Origin of the sequence: Paraburkholderia polaris (genome assembly GCF_012927345.1) — a bacterium.
GTDB lineage: Bacteria > Pseudomonadota > Gammaproteobacteria > Burkholderiales > Burkholderiaceae > Paraburkholderia > Paraburkholderia polaris.
In genome coordinates this window covers 164,308-183,176 of sequence record NZ_JABBGJ010000004.1, presented here as the reverse complement: position 1 = coordinate 183,176, position 18,869 = coordinate 164,308, and the positions used below count along the sequence as shown (strand labels likewise).

At 60.5% G+C, this 18,869-nt stretch carries 17 protein-coding genes; 11 read left to right on the top strand and 6 right to left on the bottom strand.

The window, feature by feature from the left end; translation table 11 throughout:
* Nucleotides 1–45: 45 nt before the first annotated feature.
* Both HHL24_RS04770 and HHL24_RS04765 read right to left on the bottom strand, forming a co-directional pair.
* Nucleotides 46–945 (bottom strand): ABC transporter permease, encoded by a 900-nt coding sequence (locus tag HHL24_RS04770; RefSeq protein WP_169484293.1) that lies wholly within the window; start codon nucleotides 943–945, stop codon nucleotides 46–48.
* Nucleotides 946–986: 41 nt separating this feature from the next.
* Nucleotides 987–1,949, bottom strand: a complete 963-nt coding sequence (locus HHL24_RS04765) for an aliphatic sulfonate ABC transporter substrate-binding protein (RefSeq protein WP_230417341.1) — start codon at nucleotides 1,947–1,949, stop codon at nucleotides 987–989.
* A 664-nt stretch (nucleotides 1,950–2,613) separates the two neighbouring features.
* Between HHL24_RS04765 and hpnJ the strand changes: the two genes are divergently transcribed.
* From hpnJ to HHL24_RS04750, 3 genes are all read left to right on the top strand, one after another.
* Nucleotides 2,614–4,035, top strand: coding sequence for a hopanoid biosynthesis associated radical SAM protein HpnJ (gene hpnJ, locus HHL24_RS04760; RefSeq protein WP_169484290.1), 1,422 nt, complete (start codon nucleotides 2,614–2,616; stop codon nucleotides 4,033–4,035).
* Nucleotides 4,032–5,216, top strand: a complete 1,185-nt coding sequence (gene hpnI, locus HHL24_RS04755) for a bacteriohopanetetrol glucosamine biosynthesis glycosyltransferase HpnI (protein WP_169484288.1) — start codon at nucleotides 4,032–4,034, stop codon at nucleotides 5,214–5,216. Before hpnJ ends, hpnI (HHL24_RS04755) begins: the two co-directional genes overlap by 4 nt.
* A 77-nt stretch (nucleotides 5,217–5,293) precedes the next feature.
* Complete coding sequence (locus tag HHL24_RS04750; protein ID WP_169484286.1) at nucleotides 5,294–6,328, top strand: flippase-like domain-containing protein; 1,035 nt, start codon at nucleotides 5,294–5,296, stop codon at nucleotides 6,326–6,328.
* A 60-nt stretch (nucleotides 6,329–6,388) separates the two neighbouring features.
* On the opposite strand, the gene HHL24_RS04745 is transcribed toward HHL24_RS04750, so the two are convergent.
* Complete coding sequence (locus HHL24_RS04745; RefSeq protein ID WP_169484284.1) at nucleotides 6,389–7,789, bottom strand: ATP-binding protein; 1,401 nt, start codon at nucleotides 7,787–7,789, stop codon at nucleotides 6,389–6,391.
* Nucleotides 7,789–8,448, bottom strand: coding sequence for a response regulator (locus HHL24_RS04740; protein WP_169484282.1), 660 nt, complete (start codon nucleotides 8,446–8,448; stop codon nucleotides 7,789–7,791). The genes HHL24_RS04745 and HHL24_RS04740 overlap by 1 nt, the downstream gene beginning before the upstream one ends.
* Nucleotides 8,449–8,799: 351 nt before the next feature.
* Between HHL24_RS04740 and HHL24_RS04735 the strand changes: the two genes are divergently transcribed.
* The 4 genes from HHL24_RS04735 (at nucleotide 8,800) to HHL24_RS04720 (ending at nucleotide 11,912) form a co-directional block, all read left to right on the top strand.
* Complete coding sequence (locus tag HHL24_RS04735; protein ID WP_169484280.1) at nucleotides 8,800–9,141, top strand: hypothetical protein; 342 nt, start codon at nucleotides 8,800–8,802, stop codon at nucleotides 9,139–9,141.
* Nucleotides 9,142–9,153: 12 nt separating this feature from the next.
* Nucleotides 9,154–10,416 carry a bacteriohopanetetrol glucosamine biosynthesis glycosyltransferase HpnI gene (gene hpnI / locus HHL24_RS04730; RefSeq protein WP_169484278.1) on the top strand — a complete coding sequence of 421 codons (1,263 nt, stop codon included), beginning with the start codon at nucleotides 9,154–9,156 and terminating at the stop codon, nucleotides 10,414–10,416.
* Entirely contained in the window at nucleotides 10,406–11,230 is an 825-nt protein-coding gene (gene hpnK, locus HHL24_RS04725) for a hopanoid biosynthesis-associated protein HpnK (RefSeq protein WP_169484276.1), read from the top strand. Before hpnI (HHL24_RS04730) ends, hpnK begins: the two co-directional genes overlap by 11 nt.
* 94 nt (nucleotides 11,231–11,324) lie before the next feature.
* Nucleotides 11,325–11,912, top strand: coding sequence for a ProQ/FinO family protein (locus HHL24_RS04720; protein WP_407947471.1), 588 nt, complete (start codon nucleotides 11,325–11,327; stop codon nucleotides 11,910–11,912).
* A 298-nt stretch (nucleotides 11,913–12,210) separates the two neighbouring features.
* Here HHL24_RS04720 and HHL24_RS04715 read toward each other — a convergent pair whose 3' ends face one another.
* Together HHL24_RS04715 and HHL24_RS04710 are read right to left on the bottom strand one after the other, a co-directional pair.
* Nucleotides 12,211–13,383, bottom strand: coding sequence for a tail fiber protein (locus HHL24_RS04715; protein ID WP_169484275.1), 1,173 nt, complete (start codon nucleotides 13,381–13,383; stop codon nucleotides 12,211–12,213).
* Between the two features lie 712 nt (nucleotides 13,384–14,095).
* The gene (locus HHL24_RS04710; protein WP_169484273.1) at nucleotides 14,096–15,451 is read right to left on the bottom strand and encodes a TAXI family TRAP transporter solute-binding subunit; all 1,356 of its coding nucleotides are present in this window, start codon (nucleotides 15,449–15,451) and stop codon (nucleotides 14,096–14,098) included.
* A gap of 207 nt (nucleotides 15,452–15,658) precedes the next feature.
* On the opposite strand from HHL24_RS04710, the gene HHL24_RS04705 reads away from it, so the two are divergent.
* From HHL24_RS04705 to HHL24_RS04690, 4 genes are all read left to right on the top strand, one after another.
* Complete coding sequence (locus tag HHL24_RS04705) at nucleotides 15,659–16,075, top strand: DUF2946 domain-containing protein (RefSeq protein WP_407947475.1); 417 nt, start codon at nucleotides 15,659–15,661, stop codon at nucleotides 16,073–16,075.
* A 105-nt stretch (nucleotides 16,076–16,180) separates the two neighbouring features.
* Nucleotides 16,181–17,077 (top strand): hypothetical protein, encoded by an 897-nt coding sequence (locus tag HHL24_RS04700; RefSeq protein ID WP_169484272.1) that lies wholly within the window; start codon nucleotides 16,181–16,183, stop codon nucleotides 17,075–17,077.
* A 15-nt stretch (nucleotides 17,078–17,092) separates the two neighbouring features.
* On the top strand, nucleotides 17,093–17,473 hold the full coding sequence (locus HHL24_RS04695) for a copper resistance CopC family protein (RefSeq protein WP_407947470.1): 381 nt from the start codon (nucleotides 17,093–17,095) through the stop codon (nucleotides 17,471–17,473).
* Between the two features lie 158 nt (nucleotides 17,474–17,631).
* A complete protein-coding gene (locus tag HHL24_RS04690; protein ID WP_169484270.1) occupies nucleotides 17,632–18,687 on the top strand; it encodes a HoxN/HupN/NixA family nickel/cobalt transporter in 1,056 nt (351 codons plus the stop codon).
* Nucleotides 18,688–18,869: the final 182 nt, after the last annotated feature.

The following is an 18,869-nucleotide window of genomic DNA, read 5'->3' as shown; positions in this document are numbered from 1 at the left end:
CACGCACCTGCAGCAGGGGCGGCTGATTTAAAAGATCTGCCGCGTTCAACGCACACCTCGTGAGGAAGACCGGTCGTTCGCGGTATCGCGCCATGAAAGCACGCGCGCTTCGATCGCTTTAAGGATGCTGTCGCTGAGCTTGCCGAGCAGCGCGAGCAGCAGGATCGCGCCGAACACGAGATCGGGCCGGCCGGTTTCGCGGCCGTCGCTCAGTAGATACCCCAGGCCGCGGGTGGCGGCAATCAATTCGGCGGCGACCATGAACATCCACGCGAGACTCAGGCCGGTGCGCAGTCCGGTGAAGATGTGTGGCAAGGACGCGGGCAACAGGATGCGCGTGAACAGTGCCCGCGAGCTCAAGCGGTTGACTTCGCCAAGTTCGATCAGCTTCCTGTCGACGCCGCGAATGCCGGCCACGACGCTCAATTGCACCGGGAAAAATGCGCCGATGGCGACGAGCGTGATTTTCGGCGCTTCGTCAATGCCCATCCACAGCAGCAGAATCGGTACCCAGGCGAGCGACGGAATCGCGCGCAGCGCCTGAAACGCGGGGTCGAGAAGTGCGTCGAGGCGGCGGCTCAAGCCCATTGCCGCACCGAGCAGAAGGGCGAGTGCGGAGCCGATGCCGAAACCCGCGAGTACGCGCATCGAGCTTGCTCCGATGTGGCGGCCGAGACGCTCGCCGCCCAGTTGCCACAGCGTTTCAGCAATCGTGCTCGGCGCGGGCACCAGGTGCTCCGGCAACACCGAAGCACGCACCAGGGCTTCGATCACGGCAAGGAAGGCAAGCGGCAGGATCAGCCCGGCGATGCGCCAGCGTTTGAGCGGGTCACGCGGCCGCGGCGCGAGGCCCGATGCATCGGCGGCTTGCGCCGCGTGATAAAGCGCGAGTTCCTCCGTTGCATGCGATCGGTCATGAAGCGCGAGCGATTCGTCGGTAGCCATGGGCGTCGGTCAGATAGTCCTCAAACAGTGGACGCGGTGGCTCACTGGCCGCCGTTCGCGGCGATCACAGGCTGCGCCGTCTTCACATCGATCAGGGCGTCGATGACCTGATTCAGATCCGTGCCCGGTTTCACCAGTTGCTCCTGCTCGAGGATCGGCGCGGCCGCCTTGAGCGCGGCGAGTTGCTGCGCGCCCGGCTGCGGATGGCTGAAATCGTTGCGGCTCAGTTGCAGTCTGGCGACCGGCAGCGACAGCTTCGATTCTTCCGAGATGATCTTCGCGGTTTCGTCTGGATGCGCGGCGATCCACAGGCGCGCCTTTTCGTACACCTTGAGCACCTGCGCGAGCGTCTCGGGATGGTCGTGAATGAAATCCTCGCGGGCGTCGAGCAAGCCCCACGTATTGAAGTCGACGTTGCGATACAGCAGCTTCGCGCCGTCGTCGATTTGTGCGGCCGCCATGTGCGGATCAAGGCCGGCCCAGGCGTCCACCTGGCCGTTGGCGAGCGCGGTGCGCCCATCCGGGTGCTGAAGATTGACGATTTCCACGTCGTCGCGCGTGAGGCCCGCAGTACGCAGGGCGCGCAATGTAAAGAGGAACGGGTCCGTGCCCTTGGTGGCGGCGATCTTCTTGCCCTTCAGGTCCGCGAGGGTTTTGATCGGCGAGTCCTTGCGGACGACGAGCGCCGTCCATTCGGGACGCGAGAAAACGTATACAGCGCGAATCGGATTGCCGTTGGCTTTGGCGAGCACGGCGGCCAGACCTGCCGTCGAGCCAATGTCGATCGCGCCGCTGTTCAGATATTCGAGCGCGCGATTGCTGCCGAGGCTCAGCACCCATTTGACCTGGGTGTGCTGCGGTGCGAGTTCCTGCTCGAGCCAGCCGTTGCGCTTGATGACGAGGCTTTCCGGCGAGTAGTACGCGTAGTCGAGTTTCAGTTCGACAGGCGGCGCGGCGCGTGCGATACCCGGTGCAAGGAGGGCGAGCGTGGCCGTTGCCGCCATCAGCAGCGCGCTCAGGCCGGCTTGCAGACGTTTCGCATGCTGCGAGTGTGAGGAAATCGAAGAGAGCGAAAAGCGCGCCGTGCCCCGCGGGATTTTCATTGACTGGTCCTGTGATGGTCGTTTAATTGTGACCGGTCAATGTAGTCAATGCGCGCGCTGAACTGAACGAATAAAAACTCACAATCAAAGCAGATCGGACGCTATGGCGGACGTGGGCCGCTCATTCTTTCTCCGCACCTGACGAGCCGTTGGCGTCGTCCCGCCGCTTCGATCTGCGGGTAATCGTGGTGTTCCTCAGTCGCATCAAGTCGCACAAAGTGTGCCGGTCAGTACACGCCGGAACGGCTGCATCGGCGCGCTGCCGCCCATGCCGGCAGGCAAGATCCGGAAGGTGAGGCTGCGGGAAGCATTGCGGGGCGCGGCAGGGTAATAGGTTGCGATGGTGGCAGGACTATCGGTTTGCCTATAAATTACGGAAGCGCACGCTGGGCGAAACCCAGTATTAAGCATTTAGAACAACACGAACCAGGAGTATTTTTCTTAAGGTTCCCTTCAGCTTTGCTCCGTAGTATTTGCGCGATCGCCCGTGTCCCTGCGGGCAATAGTTCCGATAGTTTTCCGATAGAAAACTGAAAGCACCGATCAACGGTTTGCTGGAGCATCCATGAAAACCCTGTTCTTGCAGGCGCCGTCATTTGACGGTTTTGATGGTGGCGCGGGTTCGCGTTACCAAAACAAGCGTGAAGTCCGCTCGTTCTGGTATCCGACGTGGCTCGCACAGCCCGCCGCGCTCCTCCCCGATAGCCGCGTGCTCGATGCCCCCGCCGACGGCTTGTCCGTCGACGCATCGCTTGACATCGCGCAACAATACGAACTGGTGGTCATCCATACCAGCACGCCGTCCTTTCCCACTGACGCCCTTTTTGCCGAACACCTGAAGAAGCGTGCGCCTTCGGTTCTGATCGGCATGGTCGGTGCGAAGGTCGCGGTCGACCCGCACAACTCGCTGACGGCAAGCGATGCGATCGATTTCGTTTGCCGCGAAGAATTCGATTTTACGTGTCAGGAAATCGCCGAAGGCAAGCCATTCGAGCAGATCAAAGGTCTGAGCTATCGCGCCCGCGACGGCTCGATCGAGCATAACGAAGCACGCCCGATCCTCGAGAACATGGACGAGTTGCCCTTTGTGGCGCCGATCTACAAGCGCGACCTGAAGATCGAGAATTACTTCAACGGGTACCTGAAGCACCCTTACGTATCCATTTACACGGGCCGCGGTTGCCGCTCGAAATGCACCTTCTGCCTGTGGCCGCAAACGGTGGGCGGCCATCGCTATCGCACGCGCTCGGTCGAGAACGTGCTCGAAGAAGTGAAGTGGATTCGTGACAACATGCCTGAAGTCAAGGAGATCATGTTCGATGACGACACCTTCACCGACTTCAAGCCGCGCGCAGAGGAAATCGCTCGCGGTATGGGCAAGCTGGGCGTGACGTGGTCATGCAACGCGAAGGCAAACGTGCCTTATTCGACGCTGAAGATCATGAAGGAAAACGGTCTGCGGCTGCTGCTGGTGGGCTACGAATCCGGCGACGACCAGATCCTGCTGAACATCAAGAAGGGCTTGCGCACCGACATCGCGCGCCGTTTCAGCGAGGATTGCCGCAAGCTTCGCATCAAGGTTCATGGCACCTTCATTCTTGGCTTGCCCGGTGAGACTCAGGAAACGATCCAGAAGACCATCGAGTACGCGAAAGAGATCAATCCCCTTACGATCCAGGTGTCGCTCGCCGCGCCGTATCCCGGCACGACGCTCTACAACCAGGCGGTCGAGAACGGTTGGCTGGAAGAGAACAAGGTCATCAACCTCGTCAGCAAGTCAGGGGTGCAGGTCGCGGCGATCGGCTATCCGCATCTTTCGCGTGACGAGATCTATCACCAGCTCGAGAACTTCTACAAACGCTTCTATTTCCGTCCGTCGAAAATCTGGGAAATTTTGCGCGAAATGCTCACGAGTTGGGACATGATGAAACGGCGCTTGCGTGAAGGCGTCGAATTCTTCCGCTTCCTGCGCGCCCACGGGGCGTGAGCGCCGTGCATCTGCTCGCCGTCACGCTTGCCTATGCGTGTGCGGCGGGTGCAGTTTTCGGCATCGCCTACACGGTGCTGGCGGGCGCTCTGATCGGCCGGTTCTTCGCGAGAGCGGTGTCCGAGCCGAGCAGTTTTCCGCCGGTCACGATCGTGAAACCGTTGCACGGCGACGAGTGGGCGTTGCTCGCCAATCTGTCGAGCTTCTGTCAGCAGGATTATCCGGGCCCTGTGCAATTCCTGTTCGGCGTGCACGACTCGGCCGACCCCGCTTTGCAAACCGTCGACGATCTGCGGCGGCTGCATCCGGAAGCGGACATCACCGTGGTTGCCGACGCACGCCTGTACGGTCCGAACCGCAAGATCAGCAACATCCTCAATATGCTGCCGCAGGCCCAGCACGACGTGCTGGTATTCGCCGACAGCGACGTGAGCGTCGGGCCTGATTATCTGCGCAATGTGATCGGCGAATTGCAGAAGCCCGGCGTTGGTCTCGTCACCTGTGTGTATCGCGGTGCGCCCGATCCCGGTTTCTGGCCGCGAATGTCAGCCAAGGCCACCAACTACCAATTTTTGCCCGGCGTGGTGACGGGTCTTGCGCTCGGTCTCGCACGTCCTTGCTTTGGGCAGAGCATCGCGATGCGGCGCGATACGCTTGAAAAAATCGGGGGTTTCACGCCGTTCGTGAAGCATCTGGCCGAGGACCACGCGATCGGCGAAGCCGTGCGTATGATCGGCGAGAAGGTGGTGATTCCGCCGTTCACGATCTCGCATGCTTGCGTCGAGTCGAGCGCGACGCAACTGATTGCGCACGAACTGCGCTGGAGCCGCACGATTCGCAGCATCGATCCGCTCGGCCATCTCGGCTCGGCGCTGATTCATCCGCTCGCTTTTGCACTGCTCGCCGTCGTCTTCTCGGGCGGCGCGCTGTGGTCGTGGCCGCTCGCGCTGGTCGCCGTATGCGCCCGGCTCGTGCTGAAACTGCTGTCCGATCGCGCGTTGCAGCAGGCGCGTCGTGACCTGTGGCTGTTGCCGTTATGGGATATCGTATCGTTTGCGATTTTCGTGGCGAGCTTCTGGTCCTCGCGCGTGATCTGGCGTGGTTTCAGTTTCAAGGTGGATGGCGACGGCCTGTTGTCGGCAGCTCAGGACGCAATGACGGATGAACAGCAGGTTGGGTAAGCCATGATGTGTAGGTCTTTTGAACAGGACGGTGACGGCAAGGCAGCGGGAGTCAAGCACGCGCCAAGGGCGGCCGCGTGACGAAGCATCTCGGCCGCGTCGCCGCGCTTGTCGGCTTGCTACTGTCGCTGTGGCTGGTCTGGCAGGACAACCCTGGCGCCGTGCTCGGCGCGCTGCGCGCCGCGGGCGCGGGCCTTTTGCTGGCGGCGATCGCCCACGTGCTGCCCATGCTCGCCAATGCCTGCGACTGGCGCTCGCTGATTCGCGGCGCGAACCGGCCCAGCATCACGAATATGCTGCATCTGGTCTGGGTGCGCGAATCCGTCAATAGCATGTTGCCGGTGGCGCGTATCGGCGGCGAGGTGGTGTCGTTCCGGATGCTCAAGCGCTGGGGCGTGCGGCCGTCTATGGCGGTTGGCAGCATCATCGTCGATATGCAGCTCACGGTGATCAGCCAGTTGCTGTTCACGATGGTCGGCATCGGTTTTCTCTTCGCGCATGCGCACTCCGACACGCTGCGGCTCGCCGGGCAATTGGCGTGGGGCGTGGTGGTGCTGACGCCGCTGCTGGTGCTGTTCGCACTCGTGCAGCATGCCAGCCCGTTCGAGCGCATCACGCGCGCGCTCAATCGTATGACGAGCGGCAAACTCGCTACGCTCGTGGGACAATCGGCGCAGATCGACCAGGCCATCAAGCTGATCTGGCGCCGGCGCGGCGTGGTGCTGCGCTATCTGTTCTTCTGGCAACCGCTGCAGTGCTTCCTGACGTCGCTCGAAATCTGGCTTGCGCTGTACTTTCTCGGCGTTCACGTCACGCTGGTCGAAGCGGTGGTGATCGAATCCTTGATCCAGGCGATCAGCAGTGCGGCTTTCTTCGTGCCAGGCGGTCTGGGTGTGCAGGAGGGCGGTTTCATTCTGATCGGCGGCGCGCTGGGCCTCGATCCTTCCATCTGCCTCGCGCTCGCCGGCGCGCGGCGCATTCGTGATCTGCTGATCTTCGTGCCCGGACTCATTGCGTGGCAGTTTGCCGAGTCGTCGAATCGCGAACCGAAGCGGCTGGAACGGGCGGAACGGGCAAGGCGGACGGCCGTGGGCGAGGCAAGCCAGCGCTAGCGCGGCGCGGTCTCGTCGACGCTCTCAGCAACACCTTCAGCAACACCTTCAGCAATACCCTCACTCCGCTCCCGCATAAGCAGGAAACGATACTGCCACCGCGAGCCCGTGCTCGCCGATGCCCGTGCTGAGATGCAGGCTCGCACCGAAATGCTCGGCGATTCGCGCGACGATCGAAAGACCCAGCCCGCTGCCGGTAGCCTGATTGCCGGTCGCGCGGAAAAACCGGTTCGTGAGACGCGTGAGATCGCTGGGCGCGACGCCAGGGCCGTCGTCGCGCACGGTGAGCTGCACCCGGCCGAGTTCATGCTGTACCGCCACCTCGATGCGACCGCCTGCGTGTCCATACTTGATTGCGTTATCGAGCAGGTTGTCGAGCAGGATGCCGATGAGTACGGGCTCCGCATTGATCTCGGCGCGCATGTCGCCGGTGAGCGTCACGCGAATGTTCTTCTGCTGCGCATTGCGTTCGTTGGCAAGCAGCGCATCTTTCGCCACCGCCGCGGGCCTGAGCGGTGCGATGGAAAGTTTTTCGTGTACATCCAGACGCGCGAGCAGCAGCAACTGCTCCGCGAGTCGCGCGCTGCGATCGACGCCTTGCACCACGCGTTCCATTGCCAGCCGCTGTAATGCCGTGTCCGATTCGGCCAGCGCGACTTGCGCTTGCACCTTGATGGCGGCAAGCGGTGTTTTCAGTTCATGGGCGGCATCCGCGGTAAACGCCCGTTCGCGCTCGATGGAGTGCCGCAAGCGTGACAGCACCAGATTGATCGCGTCGACGAGCGGCCGCACCTCGGTCGGCACCTTGCCGATGTCGACCGGTTCCAGCCGGTTAATATCGCGTGCGCGGATGGCGCCCGAGAGGACCTTGAGCGGCGCCAGACTCCAGCCGATGCTGAACCACACTAGCAGCGCCAGCACCGGCAGCGCGAACAGTGTCGGGCGGGCGATCCGGCTGGCCACCCCGCTCACCAGATCGCTGCGCGTATTGGCCGGTTCGAATACGCGCACAGTGTGGCCCAGCGAGGTATCGCGCAAGGTGAATGAATGCCACAGTTGGCCGCCCAATATGATGTCTTGCGTGCCGCTTGCGGGTGGTACGGGTAGATCCCACGCTTTGAGCACGCGCAATTGCGGGCTGCCAGCCAGCACGTCGCCGTTCGGGCTGCGCACCTGGAATAGCGCGTCGCGTGGCAAGGCGTCGTCATCGTCGCTGTCGTTCGCTCCGGCTTCGCCGCCTTCTTCTTCCTCGCGCACATCAATGCGCGCATTGGCCAGTGTGGTCAGATTGCGCTGATCGAGCAGCGCGAGGATTTGCGTGAGCTCCGCGAGGCGCGCCTCTTCCCATTCGCCGACCTCGTTTTTCGCTTGACGATAGCTCGAGACCAGCGCGATGCCCCAGATCAGCACGATACTGGTTAGGACCAGCAGCACCAGACGTCGGCGGATGGATGCCGACATTACGCTTTCTCCACCACGTAGCCGATATTGCGCACGGTTCTGATCAATTTGGCGCCGAGCTTTTTGCGCAGATTGGAGACATGGACCTCGATCGCATTGCTTTCGATTTCTTCCTGCCATCCATACAAACTCTCTTCGAGGCGCGAGCGCGACTGAGGAATGCCCTGGTTGGTCAGCAACTGCATCAGGATCGCCCATTCACGCGAGGTGAGCGGCACGCGCGTATTGGCGACTTCGACGGTTTGCGCGGCGGGATTGACCGTCAGATCCTGATAGCGGATCACCTCGACGCTGCGCCCTTGCGCGCGGCGCAGCAGGGCCCGGCAACGGGCAATCAGCTCGGTCAGGTCGAAGGGCTTGCCGAGGTAGTCGTCGGCGCCCGCTTCGAGGCCGCCGACGCGGTCCACCACCGTGCCCCTCGCGGTCAGCACCAGCACCGGTACGTCCTTGCCGGCGTCGCGCAGCCGTTTCAGCAGTTCCATACCCGATACCCTGGGTAAGCCGAGATCGAGCAGTACCAGCGCATAGGCAGTGGTGTCGAGCGCGAGACTGGCCTTGTGGCCGTCACGTGCCCAATCGACCGTGAAACCGGCTTGCCGCAGTCCCGCTTCGATGCCGCAGCCGATCAGGTCGTCGTCTTCTACGAGGAGTACACGCATGGTGGAGAGATTCCGTTCGATGTTTATTGCATGGCCGCGGCAGCTTTTAAGTGAGCGCCAAGCCGCTTACCCTAAGTGTAGCGATCATGTTCGTGACACGCTCTATACCTCGTTCTTCCTTAAGGTTTCCTTCAGCAAGAATCGCTACTATCGCCCGTGAATTGGTTATTGTCGCGTGGCCGACATGTGCTCGCGACATTACGTCAAGTTGTCAGATCATCGCAACTTAATCGTAAGGACATCGATCGAATGTACGGCCGGCGCTTCTGTCGACGCTTTCGTCAGCGCGTTTGCCGGCGGATCGCGCCACGCTACATCGGCGTGCGTTTCTTCAGGCCACGAGATCACGCCATGAAGCCAGTCACCATCGACATGCTGCGAGCCCATCTGTTGGCGGCTTCGCTCAGTGCCATGGGTACCGAAGTGCTCGCATTGCTGGCACTCCTCGTCTTGCCGGTTTGCCAGCAGGACTTCAGCTCCACAAGCTTTCAGTTCCTTGCGCTCGCGCTGATTGCGAGCGGCGTGGTCGTGATGCGCAAGTTCGCACACACCGCTTTCGACCTCGCCATTCAGAGCCACCACGCGACGCCGGCCGGCCGGCCGGTGCTGATTGAAGCGGATTGTCCGCGGCGCTGGTTCGTCGTTCTTCATCTGCGCTTTACGGGCAGACCGTTCGTGCTGGCCGGGCACTGACGGACGCAGGCGATGGCAGCGCACGCATTGACGGCATGCCAATGGGTCCTGCTAACCGGCTGCGTGTCTGCCTCACTCTATGCGATGCTGGCAGCGGTGGCGATGCCGTTCTTCGCGGCGCGCCGCGGGTGGGGCGTGATTGCAGCCGCCCAGGCTTCGCATCCTCTGCCCCCCTTTGCGAAAGTCGGTGTCAGCGTGCTCAAGCCGCTGTGCGGCGCCGAACCGCGTCTTTACGAGAACCTCAGGACCTTCTGCGACCAGCGCCACGGGCATTTCCAGCTCGTGCTCGGCGTGTCTTCGCCGGACGATCCCGCCATCGCCGTGGTGCGCCGTTTGCAGGCCGCCTATCCGATGCACGGTATCGAGCTCGCGGTCGATACGCGCGTGCACGGCAGCAATCTGAAGGTCAGCAACCTGATCAACATGGCGGAGCGGGCGCGCCATGACGTAATCGTGATTGCGGATAGCGACATCGCAGTCGAGGCCGATTATCTCGACACCGTGGCGGCGCCGCTCGCCGATCCGCGCGTGGGGGTGGTGACCTGTCTCTACGTGGCGCAAGGCGTCGGCGGTTTCTGGCCGCGGATTGGCGCGCTATTCATCAACGAGTGGTTCGCCCCGTCGGTGCGCGTCGCGCATGCGGCGGGGTCGCGCCGCTTCGGTTTCGGCGCGACCCTCGCTTTGCGCCGCGCGACGCTCGAGCGTATCGGCGGTTTCGACGCGCTGAAAAACTGTCTCGCGGACGACTACTGGCTTGCCGAACATGTGCGCGCGCTTGGGCTTCGCACGGTACTTTCGCGTGTGATGGTGGCCACCGACGTCATCGAGCCGACTTTTTCCGCCTTGTGGCAGCGTGAGACGCGCTGGCTGCGCACGATCCGCTCGGTGAACCCGCTTGGCTTTGCGTTTCTGTTCATTACGTTCCCGACGCCTTGGCTCCTCGCCGGCGCATGGCTCACCGGCAGCCTCGCGAACGGTCCGTTCGACGGCATGCACCTGTGGGCGGCGCTGGCGAGTGGCGTCAGCACGGCGGCTGGTTTTGCCGCGCGCATGCTGCTGCATCTGCGTGCCGCGCGTCATGACCGCACTTTCTGGCGCGACTTGCCGCTGGTGCCATTGCGCGATACCTTGCTGGCATTTCAATGGCTCGCGGGCGCGTTCGGCTCCCATGTGGTGTGGCGTGGCGCACGCGTGCCGGTCGAGGCCTCTGCATTGGTCACGCGCGGTGCGGCGTTGAGCGTAATGGATGTCATGGAGACTACGGATGGCGGCTAGGTCACGCGGGCTGATCGTCACTGCCGACGACTTCGGTCTGCATCCCCGGGTGAATCTGGCGGTCGAGCAGGCGCACCGGCACGGCGTGTTGACGGCCGCGAGCCTGATGATCGGCGCGCCTGCCGCGGACGATGCGGTGGCGCGTGCTCGCGCACTCCCAGCGTTGCGGGTCGGCCTGCATCTGGTGCTGGCCGACGGCGACGCGATCACGCCGCGCGCCGGGATTGCCGCGTTGCTCGACGAGCATGGCCGCTTCGGCGACAACATGGTGCGGGACGGGGTACGGTTTTTCTTGTTGCCGCATGTTCGCAAACAGTTGGCGCGAGAGATTCGCGCGCAGTTCGAGGCTTTTGCGAAGACGGGTTTGACGCTCGATCACGTCAACACGCACAAGCATTTTCATTTGCATCCGACGGTGCTCGGGTTGATTCTGGAGATCGGCCGCGAGTACGGGATGCGGGCAATGCGCCTGCCGTTCGAGGTGGGCGCGCCGCTGTGGTTGAGGCCGTGGATTTCACGGGTGCGGGCGAGGTTGGATCAGTCTGGGATCGTGCACAACGATTATGTAGTTGGGATTGCTAATAGTGGGCGGATGGATGAGGCGGCGTGGCTTGCCGTGCTTGCTGATTTGCCCCATGGGGTGGGGGAGATCTATTGTCATCCTGCTTTCGCCGGCGATCGCGTTTTGAGTCATGGGATGCGGGACTACCGGCATGTTGATGAGTTGCAGGCGCTCTTGTCGCCTCGGGTCGCTGATGCTATTCGGGGGGTGGGGGCGCGAGTGGGTGGGTTTGGGGATGTGTTGAGGGGTTGAGGTTTTATAGGCCGGCACGCGCCGCATCGCCGGGTGTCGGGAGCGTGTTTCAACACGCTGCTACAATCCTGTCTTTCTCGATTGATTTTGCGCTATGGGTTTCGAACAACTCGCTGAATTGAAGAAGCAACTGGCTGCGGCACGCGCCGAAGCTGCGCCTGCGGCCAAGCCTGTCGCCAAGCCCGGCGCGAAGCCTGCGCGCAAGCCGTCGCCGCCGCGCCGTGCCGCGCCCGCTCCCAAGCCAGACGCGAAGCCTGCGGCTGACGCAAGGCCTGCGGCTGACGCAAGGCCTGTAGACCCGGTGGTGAAATCGATCGGGAGACTGCAAAAGCGGTTCCCGAATGTATTTCCGAAGAATCCGGCGCCCAAGCTGCCGCTGAAGGTCGGCATCTTCGAGGACCTCGTGGTTCACGCGAAGGAATTGTCGCTGAGCGAAGCCGAGTTGCGCGACGCGATCAAGACCTGGTGCCGTGGCAGCCGCTACTGGAAGTCTCTCGTCGAAGGCGCCGCGCGCGTCGATCTGACCGGCGGCGAAGTTGGCAAGGTGACGGCGCAGGAAGCGGCCGGCGCGCAGCGTCTGCAGGCGCATCGTGCGGGCAGGGGCGCGACTAAGCAGGGCGACTCGCAGGACAAATCGCAGGTCGACCCGCAGGTCAACTCAAAGGACGTCACGACCCCCTGAGGGTCGCACATTAGCGAAACGCAAGCTTTCGTGACAATTCTTCTGCTTCTTTAAAAGACCGATGGTGTGATTTTTACTTCTGTGTCGTGGCGATAAACGTAACAGAAAAATTTTCGCACTGTCGATCCCATTCCTACTATCGTCCAATGGACGAGTCGACACTCCGCGCAGTGTTGCATGACACATGCAACCGGTTTCAGCTCAGCCTGCCGACGGAGGTAGATGTGCGCCAACAACGGTTCGTTCCTGGCGCATTGTGACAGGGTTGCCTCCACGAGATCGCGCGAGAGGACGGTTATCAAGTCTTCATAATAAAAGCCAAAATATAATAAGGAACGTTAGTCTTCAGATCGTGGCTATGGGCGGGTTGGGTTGAAGTAGCGGTATGATTGTGTGGTTTTCCATCCCCGGTTGAAAGCGCCTCAAGTATATAGTTAGAATTGTTTACATTATCATCAAAATCGTATCCGATGGGATAAGTGCTGTTCCCATCCCCGCAGTCGTTTTCGTACATATAGACGTTTACGGCTCCAGCTTTTGGGCTTGATTTCGTTTTTATTTCGTGAGTGTGGCCGGGAATTTGACTGACGTCCAATTTGGTATCGTTGACCGTGGTGGTTATGGTCGGTGTAGCGGAAGTGGTGGTCGCGCTAAATGTCCTGGAACTGGTGTCGCCGCTTAGTTTTTGAGTGTTTTGCCCGCCAACATCGGCTGTCTTTCCGCCTAAAATAAATCGATCAATCAGGTTAGGGGTGGTATCGTCTTTTCCGTCGCACAATAGCCATCCGTCCGGCACGGTTTCGCCGCTAAACATCATGATCATTCCGGTGGGGAACAGAGTTGATACATCAACGCATACGCCGCTGGAACCTACGGTAATTCCGTAGCCTGCTTTTATAGATACGCCATTCGAGTCAACGGAAACGCCGTTGTATGGCTTGACGGAAACACCATTCGAGTCAACGGAAACGCCGTTATGTGGTTTTACGGAAACACCACTCGAGTCAACGGAAATGCCGTTATATGGTTTTACGGAAACACCGTTCGAGTCAACGGAAACTCCGTTATATGTTTTTATGGAAACACCATTTGAGTCGGCGGTAATTCCGTTGAACGGCTTTACGGAAACACCACTCGAACTCACTGTAATGCCATTGCTCTGTGCGACCGATAAGGTACCGATGGTCGCAGCATTAGAAGATAATGCTAAACCTGCCCCCACACCATTTGTTGTCTGATCTGCGCTTTGCCCGATTGCCCGGCGCCCGCATTCCGCGATGTCAATTAAATCGCTGAAGTCCGTCGTCAAAGGAATGCTCCCGGGAGCAAACCGAGCTTTAAGTTCGGACGTGGAAGGGGTTGAGATGGTGCCGGACACTCTCTCCTGCCCTTTTTTTGGAAGACTGCCTGACGTATTGGTGGAATTGCTGCTTTTTTCTGCTGGCGCGCCAGATGTTTTTTTTCCTGTCATTACAAGCTCCGGATGATTTATAAAGCTATGAAAACCCTATGATGTGAAATAAATTTCCCGTCTCTAAAAGTGAGAGCTTTCATAAATGGGAGGTAAAGTGGCGTGCTATCAGAATTTAAAAATTAAATCCCGGTTTAAAAGTCGAATAACTCTGAAAATTATTTCGAAGCGGTAGATTTTATTGATTCAGGAAATCAAGGCGTGGAACCTAAGTGGTGTTGATGATCGTAGTGTAGGGCATCTTCCTGGATTGGCGAGATTTCTCGAAATTGCATGGCGAATTGATTACCGTAAATTTTTGCAATAATAATCAATGCTTTTTGCTTGGGATGAAATGATTCGCCTGTGTGCGCGCGATTAAAGTGGCCTATATGAGCATGCGCATTGAATGGGTTTATCGGCGAAATCGTTGATGGGTAAGCAAATGCCGTCAAGCGTCCGGTGAAATTGAGGAACTCGTCGCACCGGCGTATTCGGGGCTCGGTGATGCTGGTAGGTTGCGGTAATCTGCCGCATGAGCACTAGACGTATATTTTCAGGGTCGGATTTAAATCGACCTTTTCCAGACCCGCTAAGCAAGGATATTTAGCCGGTCAGCATCAATATGGGCAGATTCTCAGTTAGGCGACTGTCAGGTGTGATCGAATTGCGCGCGATCTGCGTGCAACGGTTTTAGACTGTCATGTTTCGCGCGAACATCGGTTCGGTTTTTTTATGACCGTTTGACATTGTCCTGCATCGCAGCCGCCAGCCGGACGCGCACGAAGCCGACGTGCTCGCGCAGCACATAGAACGCGTCGGCGTATGCGAGCGGCATACGCAAGCGGCTAAGCGACGCCTCGATATGATCGAGTTCCGCGAAAAGCTGCCTGCGCTCCGCCTCAGTCGAGTCGGCGAGTGCGCCGCGTTCGATCGCAATCAGCGCACCGTAATAGCGATAGATGCGCGAGCGTACGCGCCACCGGTACAGGGCCGGGATCAGGCGCATCGCCGGAAACAGCAGCACCGCCATCGGTAGCAGCAGAACGAGCGTGCGATCGCCGATGCTCGCGAGCCAGAACGGCAGCGTGCGGTATAGAAAACTCTTGCCGGTCTTGTAGTAGCGCTGCGCGTCTTCGCTGATCTGATATTCATGGGCGACAGGACTCGGGAATTCTCCCGCGTGCTGCAACAGCCCTGGCATGCCGTGCACCTCCTGTGCGGCCTCGATCAATAAGTCGGAAATGGCCGGGTGCAGACCGGTCCGGGCCACGAGTTCGACCGTCGGGCTGATCAGATGGATGGTGTCGGGCGGAATTCTGCGCTTGAGATCCAGCACGCCGGGCGGCAGGTCGATCTCGTCGAGATAGGGAAAGAGGCGCGTATAGGCGCTGGCTTCGTCGAAGTTCATCACGGAGATGCCGGGCACTTTCAGGAGCCGCAGCATCAAGCCGCGCGTGGCCGAGTCGCCGTTCAGGATCGCCGCGTCGACGTCGCCCGCCACGAGTTGCGTGGCGGCCTGCAAGCCATCGCTCGGCACCAGCACAGTGTCGCCGCCCGGTTCGATGCCGTTTGCTTCCAGCAGTTGGAGCGCGAGGAGGCGCGTGCCGCTGCCTTCTCGGCCGATGGCAATCCGTTTGCCTTCCAGTTCTGACAGCTCGCTGATCCCCGTGCCGCGATAGAACACCACCACCGGAATATAGAAAACGCTGCCGAGCGACATCAGCGATGACGTATCGAGCCCATCGGCCACGCCGCCTTGCACGAGTGCGAGATCGACATGCTGTTTCGGGTCCAGCAGACGATGCAGGTTCTGCACCGAGCCGTCGGATTCCAGCACGTTCAGTTTGATGCCGTTGCGGGCGAGGATCTTCTTGTACTGATCTGCGGTGACGAGGAACGAACTATCGTGCGGTCCCGCGCTGATCGTGATGGTTTTCGGCGGCGCCGGATCGACCACCCAGACGATCAGCGTGACCACCAGCACCAAAAGCGCGGCAACGATAACGTAAGGCAGGGTGTGATCGCGCCACTCCGCATGCGAATGATCGTCGGGAAAGTGCGGGGGACGCGGGCGATGCGCTTTCATTGACACTCCGTGCCGGTAGCCGGGATGACGCATTGTCCACTGTCCGCACTGTAAAGGTGAAATGTCCGGCATAACCGGCGCCTTGCCGGCCAGGATGCGCGATGGGCCATGGCATAATCCGCGACAGCTTCTAATCGTGTCGCCGGGCGCATCTTGAGTCGTTTTCATCAGAAGATCGGCAGTTGGCTGGGATTGTTTGCGATCCTGATGGCAACGCTTGCCCCGACGATCTCGCATTCGCTCGCCGCACGTTGTAGCGGCGAAAGCGTAATGCAAGGTGAGCATTGTTTGATGCCCTCGATGGCTTCCATGCCGGCGATGGGCTCCATGGCATCGATGGCTTCCATGCCGGCGATGGACTCCATGGCGTCGATGCCCTCCATGGAGGACGAGGCATCGGACCAACCCGCCGGCAAGCATACCCAACACGCTGCCATGTCCGACGGCGATGCCTGCGGCTATTGCAGCCTGCTCGCACACATGCCCGTGGTGCCCAGTGTCGAGGCGTTGTTCTTCGTCACTGTTCGCGCGCTGCAGCATACCGTCGCCACCCGCTTCGAGAGCGTTCGCCGCGTCGAACCGCTCACTTTCGCGCAGCCTCGCGCCCCTCCGTTCGCATCCTGATTCGAGTCACACCCGCGCGATGCCACGACCGCATCGCGATGCCGCCGCACGTCCGTCTGTAGACGCGCGCGCCGACATCATTACGACCCATGAACAGGATGAACCATGCAAACCCAAACAACGCGCAGCGCGATACCGCTGCGCGCGGCGTCGCTCGTTGCGGCTGCCAGCAGCGTATTTCTCTTTACCCCTTCACTCGCCAGTGCTCACGCGATTGCGGGTGATCGCGTCTTTCCATCGACGATGGCCGTCGACGATCCCGGCGTCGGCGACGAAGCCAACCTGCAATACGGCCACCAGCGCGTGCCCGGCGATAACGGCGATCAAAGCATCAACACCTTCGATTTCGAATACGACAAGCTGATCACGCCGAGGCTGGCGGTGTCCATCGACGGCACCTATACGATGCAAAACAATCCGACGGCGCGTGGCTTCGACAACTTCGGCGTCGGCTTGAAGTACCTGCTGTACGTCAACGATGAACACGAGTTCATGACGTCGGTCGGTGTGGATGCCGAACTCGGCGGCACAGGAAGCCGCGCGATCGCGGACAACTTTTCGACGATCTCGCCGACGATCTACGCCGGCAAGGGCATGGGCGATCTTCCCGCATCGCTTGCCTATCTGCGGCCGATCGCGATCACGGGTGAAGCCGGCCCGGCGCTGACAACAGGAGCGGGGCAGCCGAACGCATTCAACTACGGCTTCACGGTGCAATACAGCTTGCCGTATCTGCAGCAGCACGTGCACGACATCGGGCTGCCTCAACCGTTGGCGAACGTGATTCCGCTGGTGGAGATTCCGCTTTCCAGAAGCCAGGGGCAGACAACCGGCACGGTCAATCCGGGCTTCATCTGGATCAACCGCTACGGCCAGTTCGGCGTTGAAGCGCAAATCCCGATCAACCGGGCAAGCGGCTCGCACGTGGGTATTCTGGTGCAGGCCCACATCTTCTTCGACGATGTCGCGCCGACCACGATCGGCAAACCTCTCTTCCAGTAACACAGGAGCCAAGTGATGAAGAACGATCGACAGGGGTGGATGCGTGACGCGGCGAAATTGCCGTTGCTGATTGCCGGGCTCGCTTTCGCCAGCGCCGCTTTTGCGCATGTGTTTCCGCAGAAGCAGGAGCCAGGCGCGGGTGCGACGGTGGCGTCGCCTGCGCAGGTCCGCGTGACGTTCGACGGGCCGCTCGAGCCGTCGTTCAGCTCGCTGACTGTGACTGACGCGAGCGGCAAGCAGGTCAACACGGAGAAATCCGCAGTCGACGCCCATCAGACGGCGGCAATGGCAGTGCCGTTGCCGCCGCTCGCGGCCGGTCATTACACCGTGCACTGGGTGGCCGTGGCGGACGATGGGCATCGCACGCACGGCGACTACGCGTTCGATGTGAAGTAGTCAGAAGCAATGATGCGCTGCGTCATCGGGAGAACGATGGCGCAGCGTGTCCGATCTCGCGGGAAATCGTTTGCACGTGAAAAGTACTATCATCGATTGCAGGCATTGAGCGCTTGGCTGTGCAATGCAGCAGCCCTTTGCCTCCCGGGAGAGAACCCATGACGGAGTTTGTGAAGGCGCTCCTCGGCGAGGAAAACGGCCATCAGCGCCGGCAGATCGCGTGGCTCTACGCGTTATTACTTACTTTCAATATCGCGGCATGGGTAGCGGCCTTCGTGGCGTTTCGCGGCTACCCGCTGCTGATGGGTTCCTGCCTGCTTGCTTACTCGTTTGGCCTGAGGCATGCGGTGGACGCCGATCATATCGCGGCCATCGACAACGTCACGCGCAAGCTGATGCAGTCCGGCCAGCGGCCGGTGACGGTGGGGCTGATGTTCTCGCTCGGACATTCCACCATCGTCGTCCTGGCGACGATCGGCATTGCGGCGACCGCCATGGCGTTGCAAAGCCGGATGAGTGGTTTCAAGGAAGTGGGCGCCGTGATCGGCACGCTCGTGTCGACGTTCTTCCTGTTTGCCATTGCACTCATGAATCTGATCGTGCTGCGCTCGGTGCTGCGCGCTTTTCGGCGCGTACGCCGAGGCGAGCCCTACGTCGATGAAGATCTCGACATGCTGCTCGCCGATCGCGGCTTTCTCGCGCGTATTTTCCGGCCGCTATTTAACCTGATCAGCAGAAGCTGGCACATGTACCCACTCGGCTTCCTGTTCGGGCTCGGTTTCGATACCGCAACGGAAGTCGGGCTGCTCGGCATATCCGCTGCCGGCGCCGCGCAAGGCATGTCGATCTGGTCGATTCTGGTGTTTCCGGTGTTGTTCATGGCCGGCATGACACTGATCGACACCACCGACAGCATCCTGATGCTGGGCGCTTATGGTTGGGCCTTCGTGAAGCCGGTCCGCAAGCTCTATTACAACATCACCATCACGACGATCTCGGTGCTCGTCGCGCTCCTTGTCGGCGGGATAGAAGGCCTCGGCTTACTGGCTGACAAGCTGCATCTGAGTGGCGGATTCTGGCAGGCGCTGGGCAGTCTGAATGACAACTTCGGCATGATCGGCTACGCGATCATCGGTGTATTTCTGGCTGGCTGGTTATTGTCAGTCGCGGTTTACAAGTGGATGCGATTCGAAGAACTCGAGATTCGTTCGTGATCGTTGCAGGACGTCAACGATTGCGACTGGTGGCGCTTACGCGGGCAACGGCATAAACCCTTAAGGGCTATTGTCAGAGAATTACAGAGGATGCGCTCATCGGGTCCTTATCGGCCCAATACGCTGCCCCATGTTTCGTGAGTAAGTTACCGAAACTGGGTTATTTCGCATCGCTGAACTAT

Bases quoted from the DNA above. Each gene is read 5' to 3' on its own strand.
- HHL24_RS04715 (WP_169484275.1), bottom strand. From the start codon at position 13,383: ATGACAGGAAAAAAAACATCTGGCGCGCCAGCAGAAAAAAGCAGCAAT.
- HHL24_RS04735 (WP_169484280.1), top strand. From the start codon at position 8,800: ATGAAGCCAGTCACCATCGACATGCTGCGAGCCCATCTGTTGGCGGCT.
- HHL24_RS04740 (WP_169484282.1), bottom strand. From the start codon at position 8,448: ATGCGTGTACTCCTCGTAGAAGACGACGACCTGATCGGCTGCGGCATC.
- HHL24_RS04745 (WP_169484284.1), bottom strand. From the start codon at position 7,789: ATGTCGGCATCCATCCGCCGACGTCTGGTGCTGCTGGTCCTAACCAGT.
- HHL24_RS04690 (WP_169484270.1), top strand. From the start codon at position 17,632: ATGACGGAGTTTGTGAAGGCGCTCCTCGGCGAGGAAAACGGCCATCAG.
- HHL24_RS04705 (WP_407947475.1), top strand. From the start codon at position 15,659: ATGGCAACGCTTGCCCCGACGATCTCGCATTCGCTCGCCGCACGTTGT.
- hpnI (WP_169484278.1), top strand. From the start codon at position 9,154: ATGGCAGCGCACGCATTGACGGCATGCCAATGGGTCCTGCTAACCGGC.
- HHL24_RS04720 (WP_407947471.1), top strand. From the start codon at position 11,325: ATGGGTTTCGAACAACTCGCTGAATTGAAGAAGCAACTGGCTGCGGCA.
- HHL24_RS04710 (WP_169484273.1), bottom strand. From the start codon at position 15,451: ATGAAAGCGCATCGCCCGCGTCCCCCGCACTTTCCCGACGATCATTCG.
- HHL24_RS04695 (WP_407947470.1), top strand. From the start codon at position 17,093: ATGAAGAACGATCGACAGGGGTGGATGCGTGACGCGGCGAAATTGCCG.
- HHL24_RS04700 (WP_169484272.1), top strand. From the start codon at position 16,181: ATGCAAACCCAAACAACGCGCAGCGCGATACCGCTGCGCGCGGCGTCG.
- hpnK (WP_169484276.1), top strand. From the start codon at position 10,406: ATGGCGGCTAGGTCACGCGGGCTGATCGTCACTGCCGACGACTTCGGT.
- HHL24_RS04770 (WP_169484293.1), bottom strand. From the start codon at position 945: ATGGCTACCGACGAATCGCTCGCGCTTCATGACCGATCGCATGCAACG.
- hpnJ (WP_169484290.1), top strand. From the start codon at position 2,614: ATGAAAACCCTGTTCTTGCAGGCGCCGTCATTTGACGGTTTTGATGGT.
- HHL24_RS04765 (WP_230417341.1), bottom strand. From the start codon at position 1,949: ATGGCGGCAACGGCCACGCTCGCCCTCCTTGCACCGGGTATCGCACGC.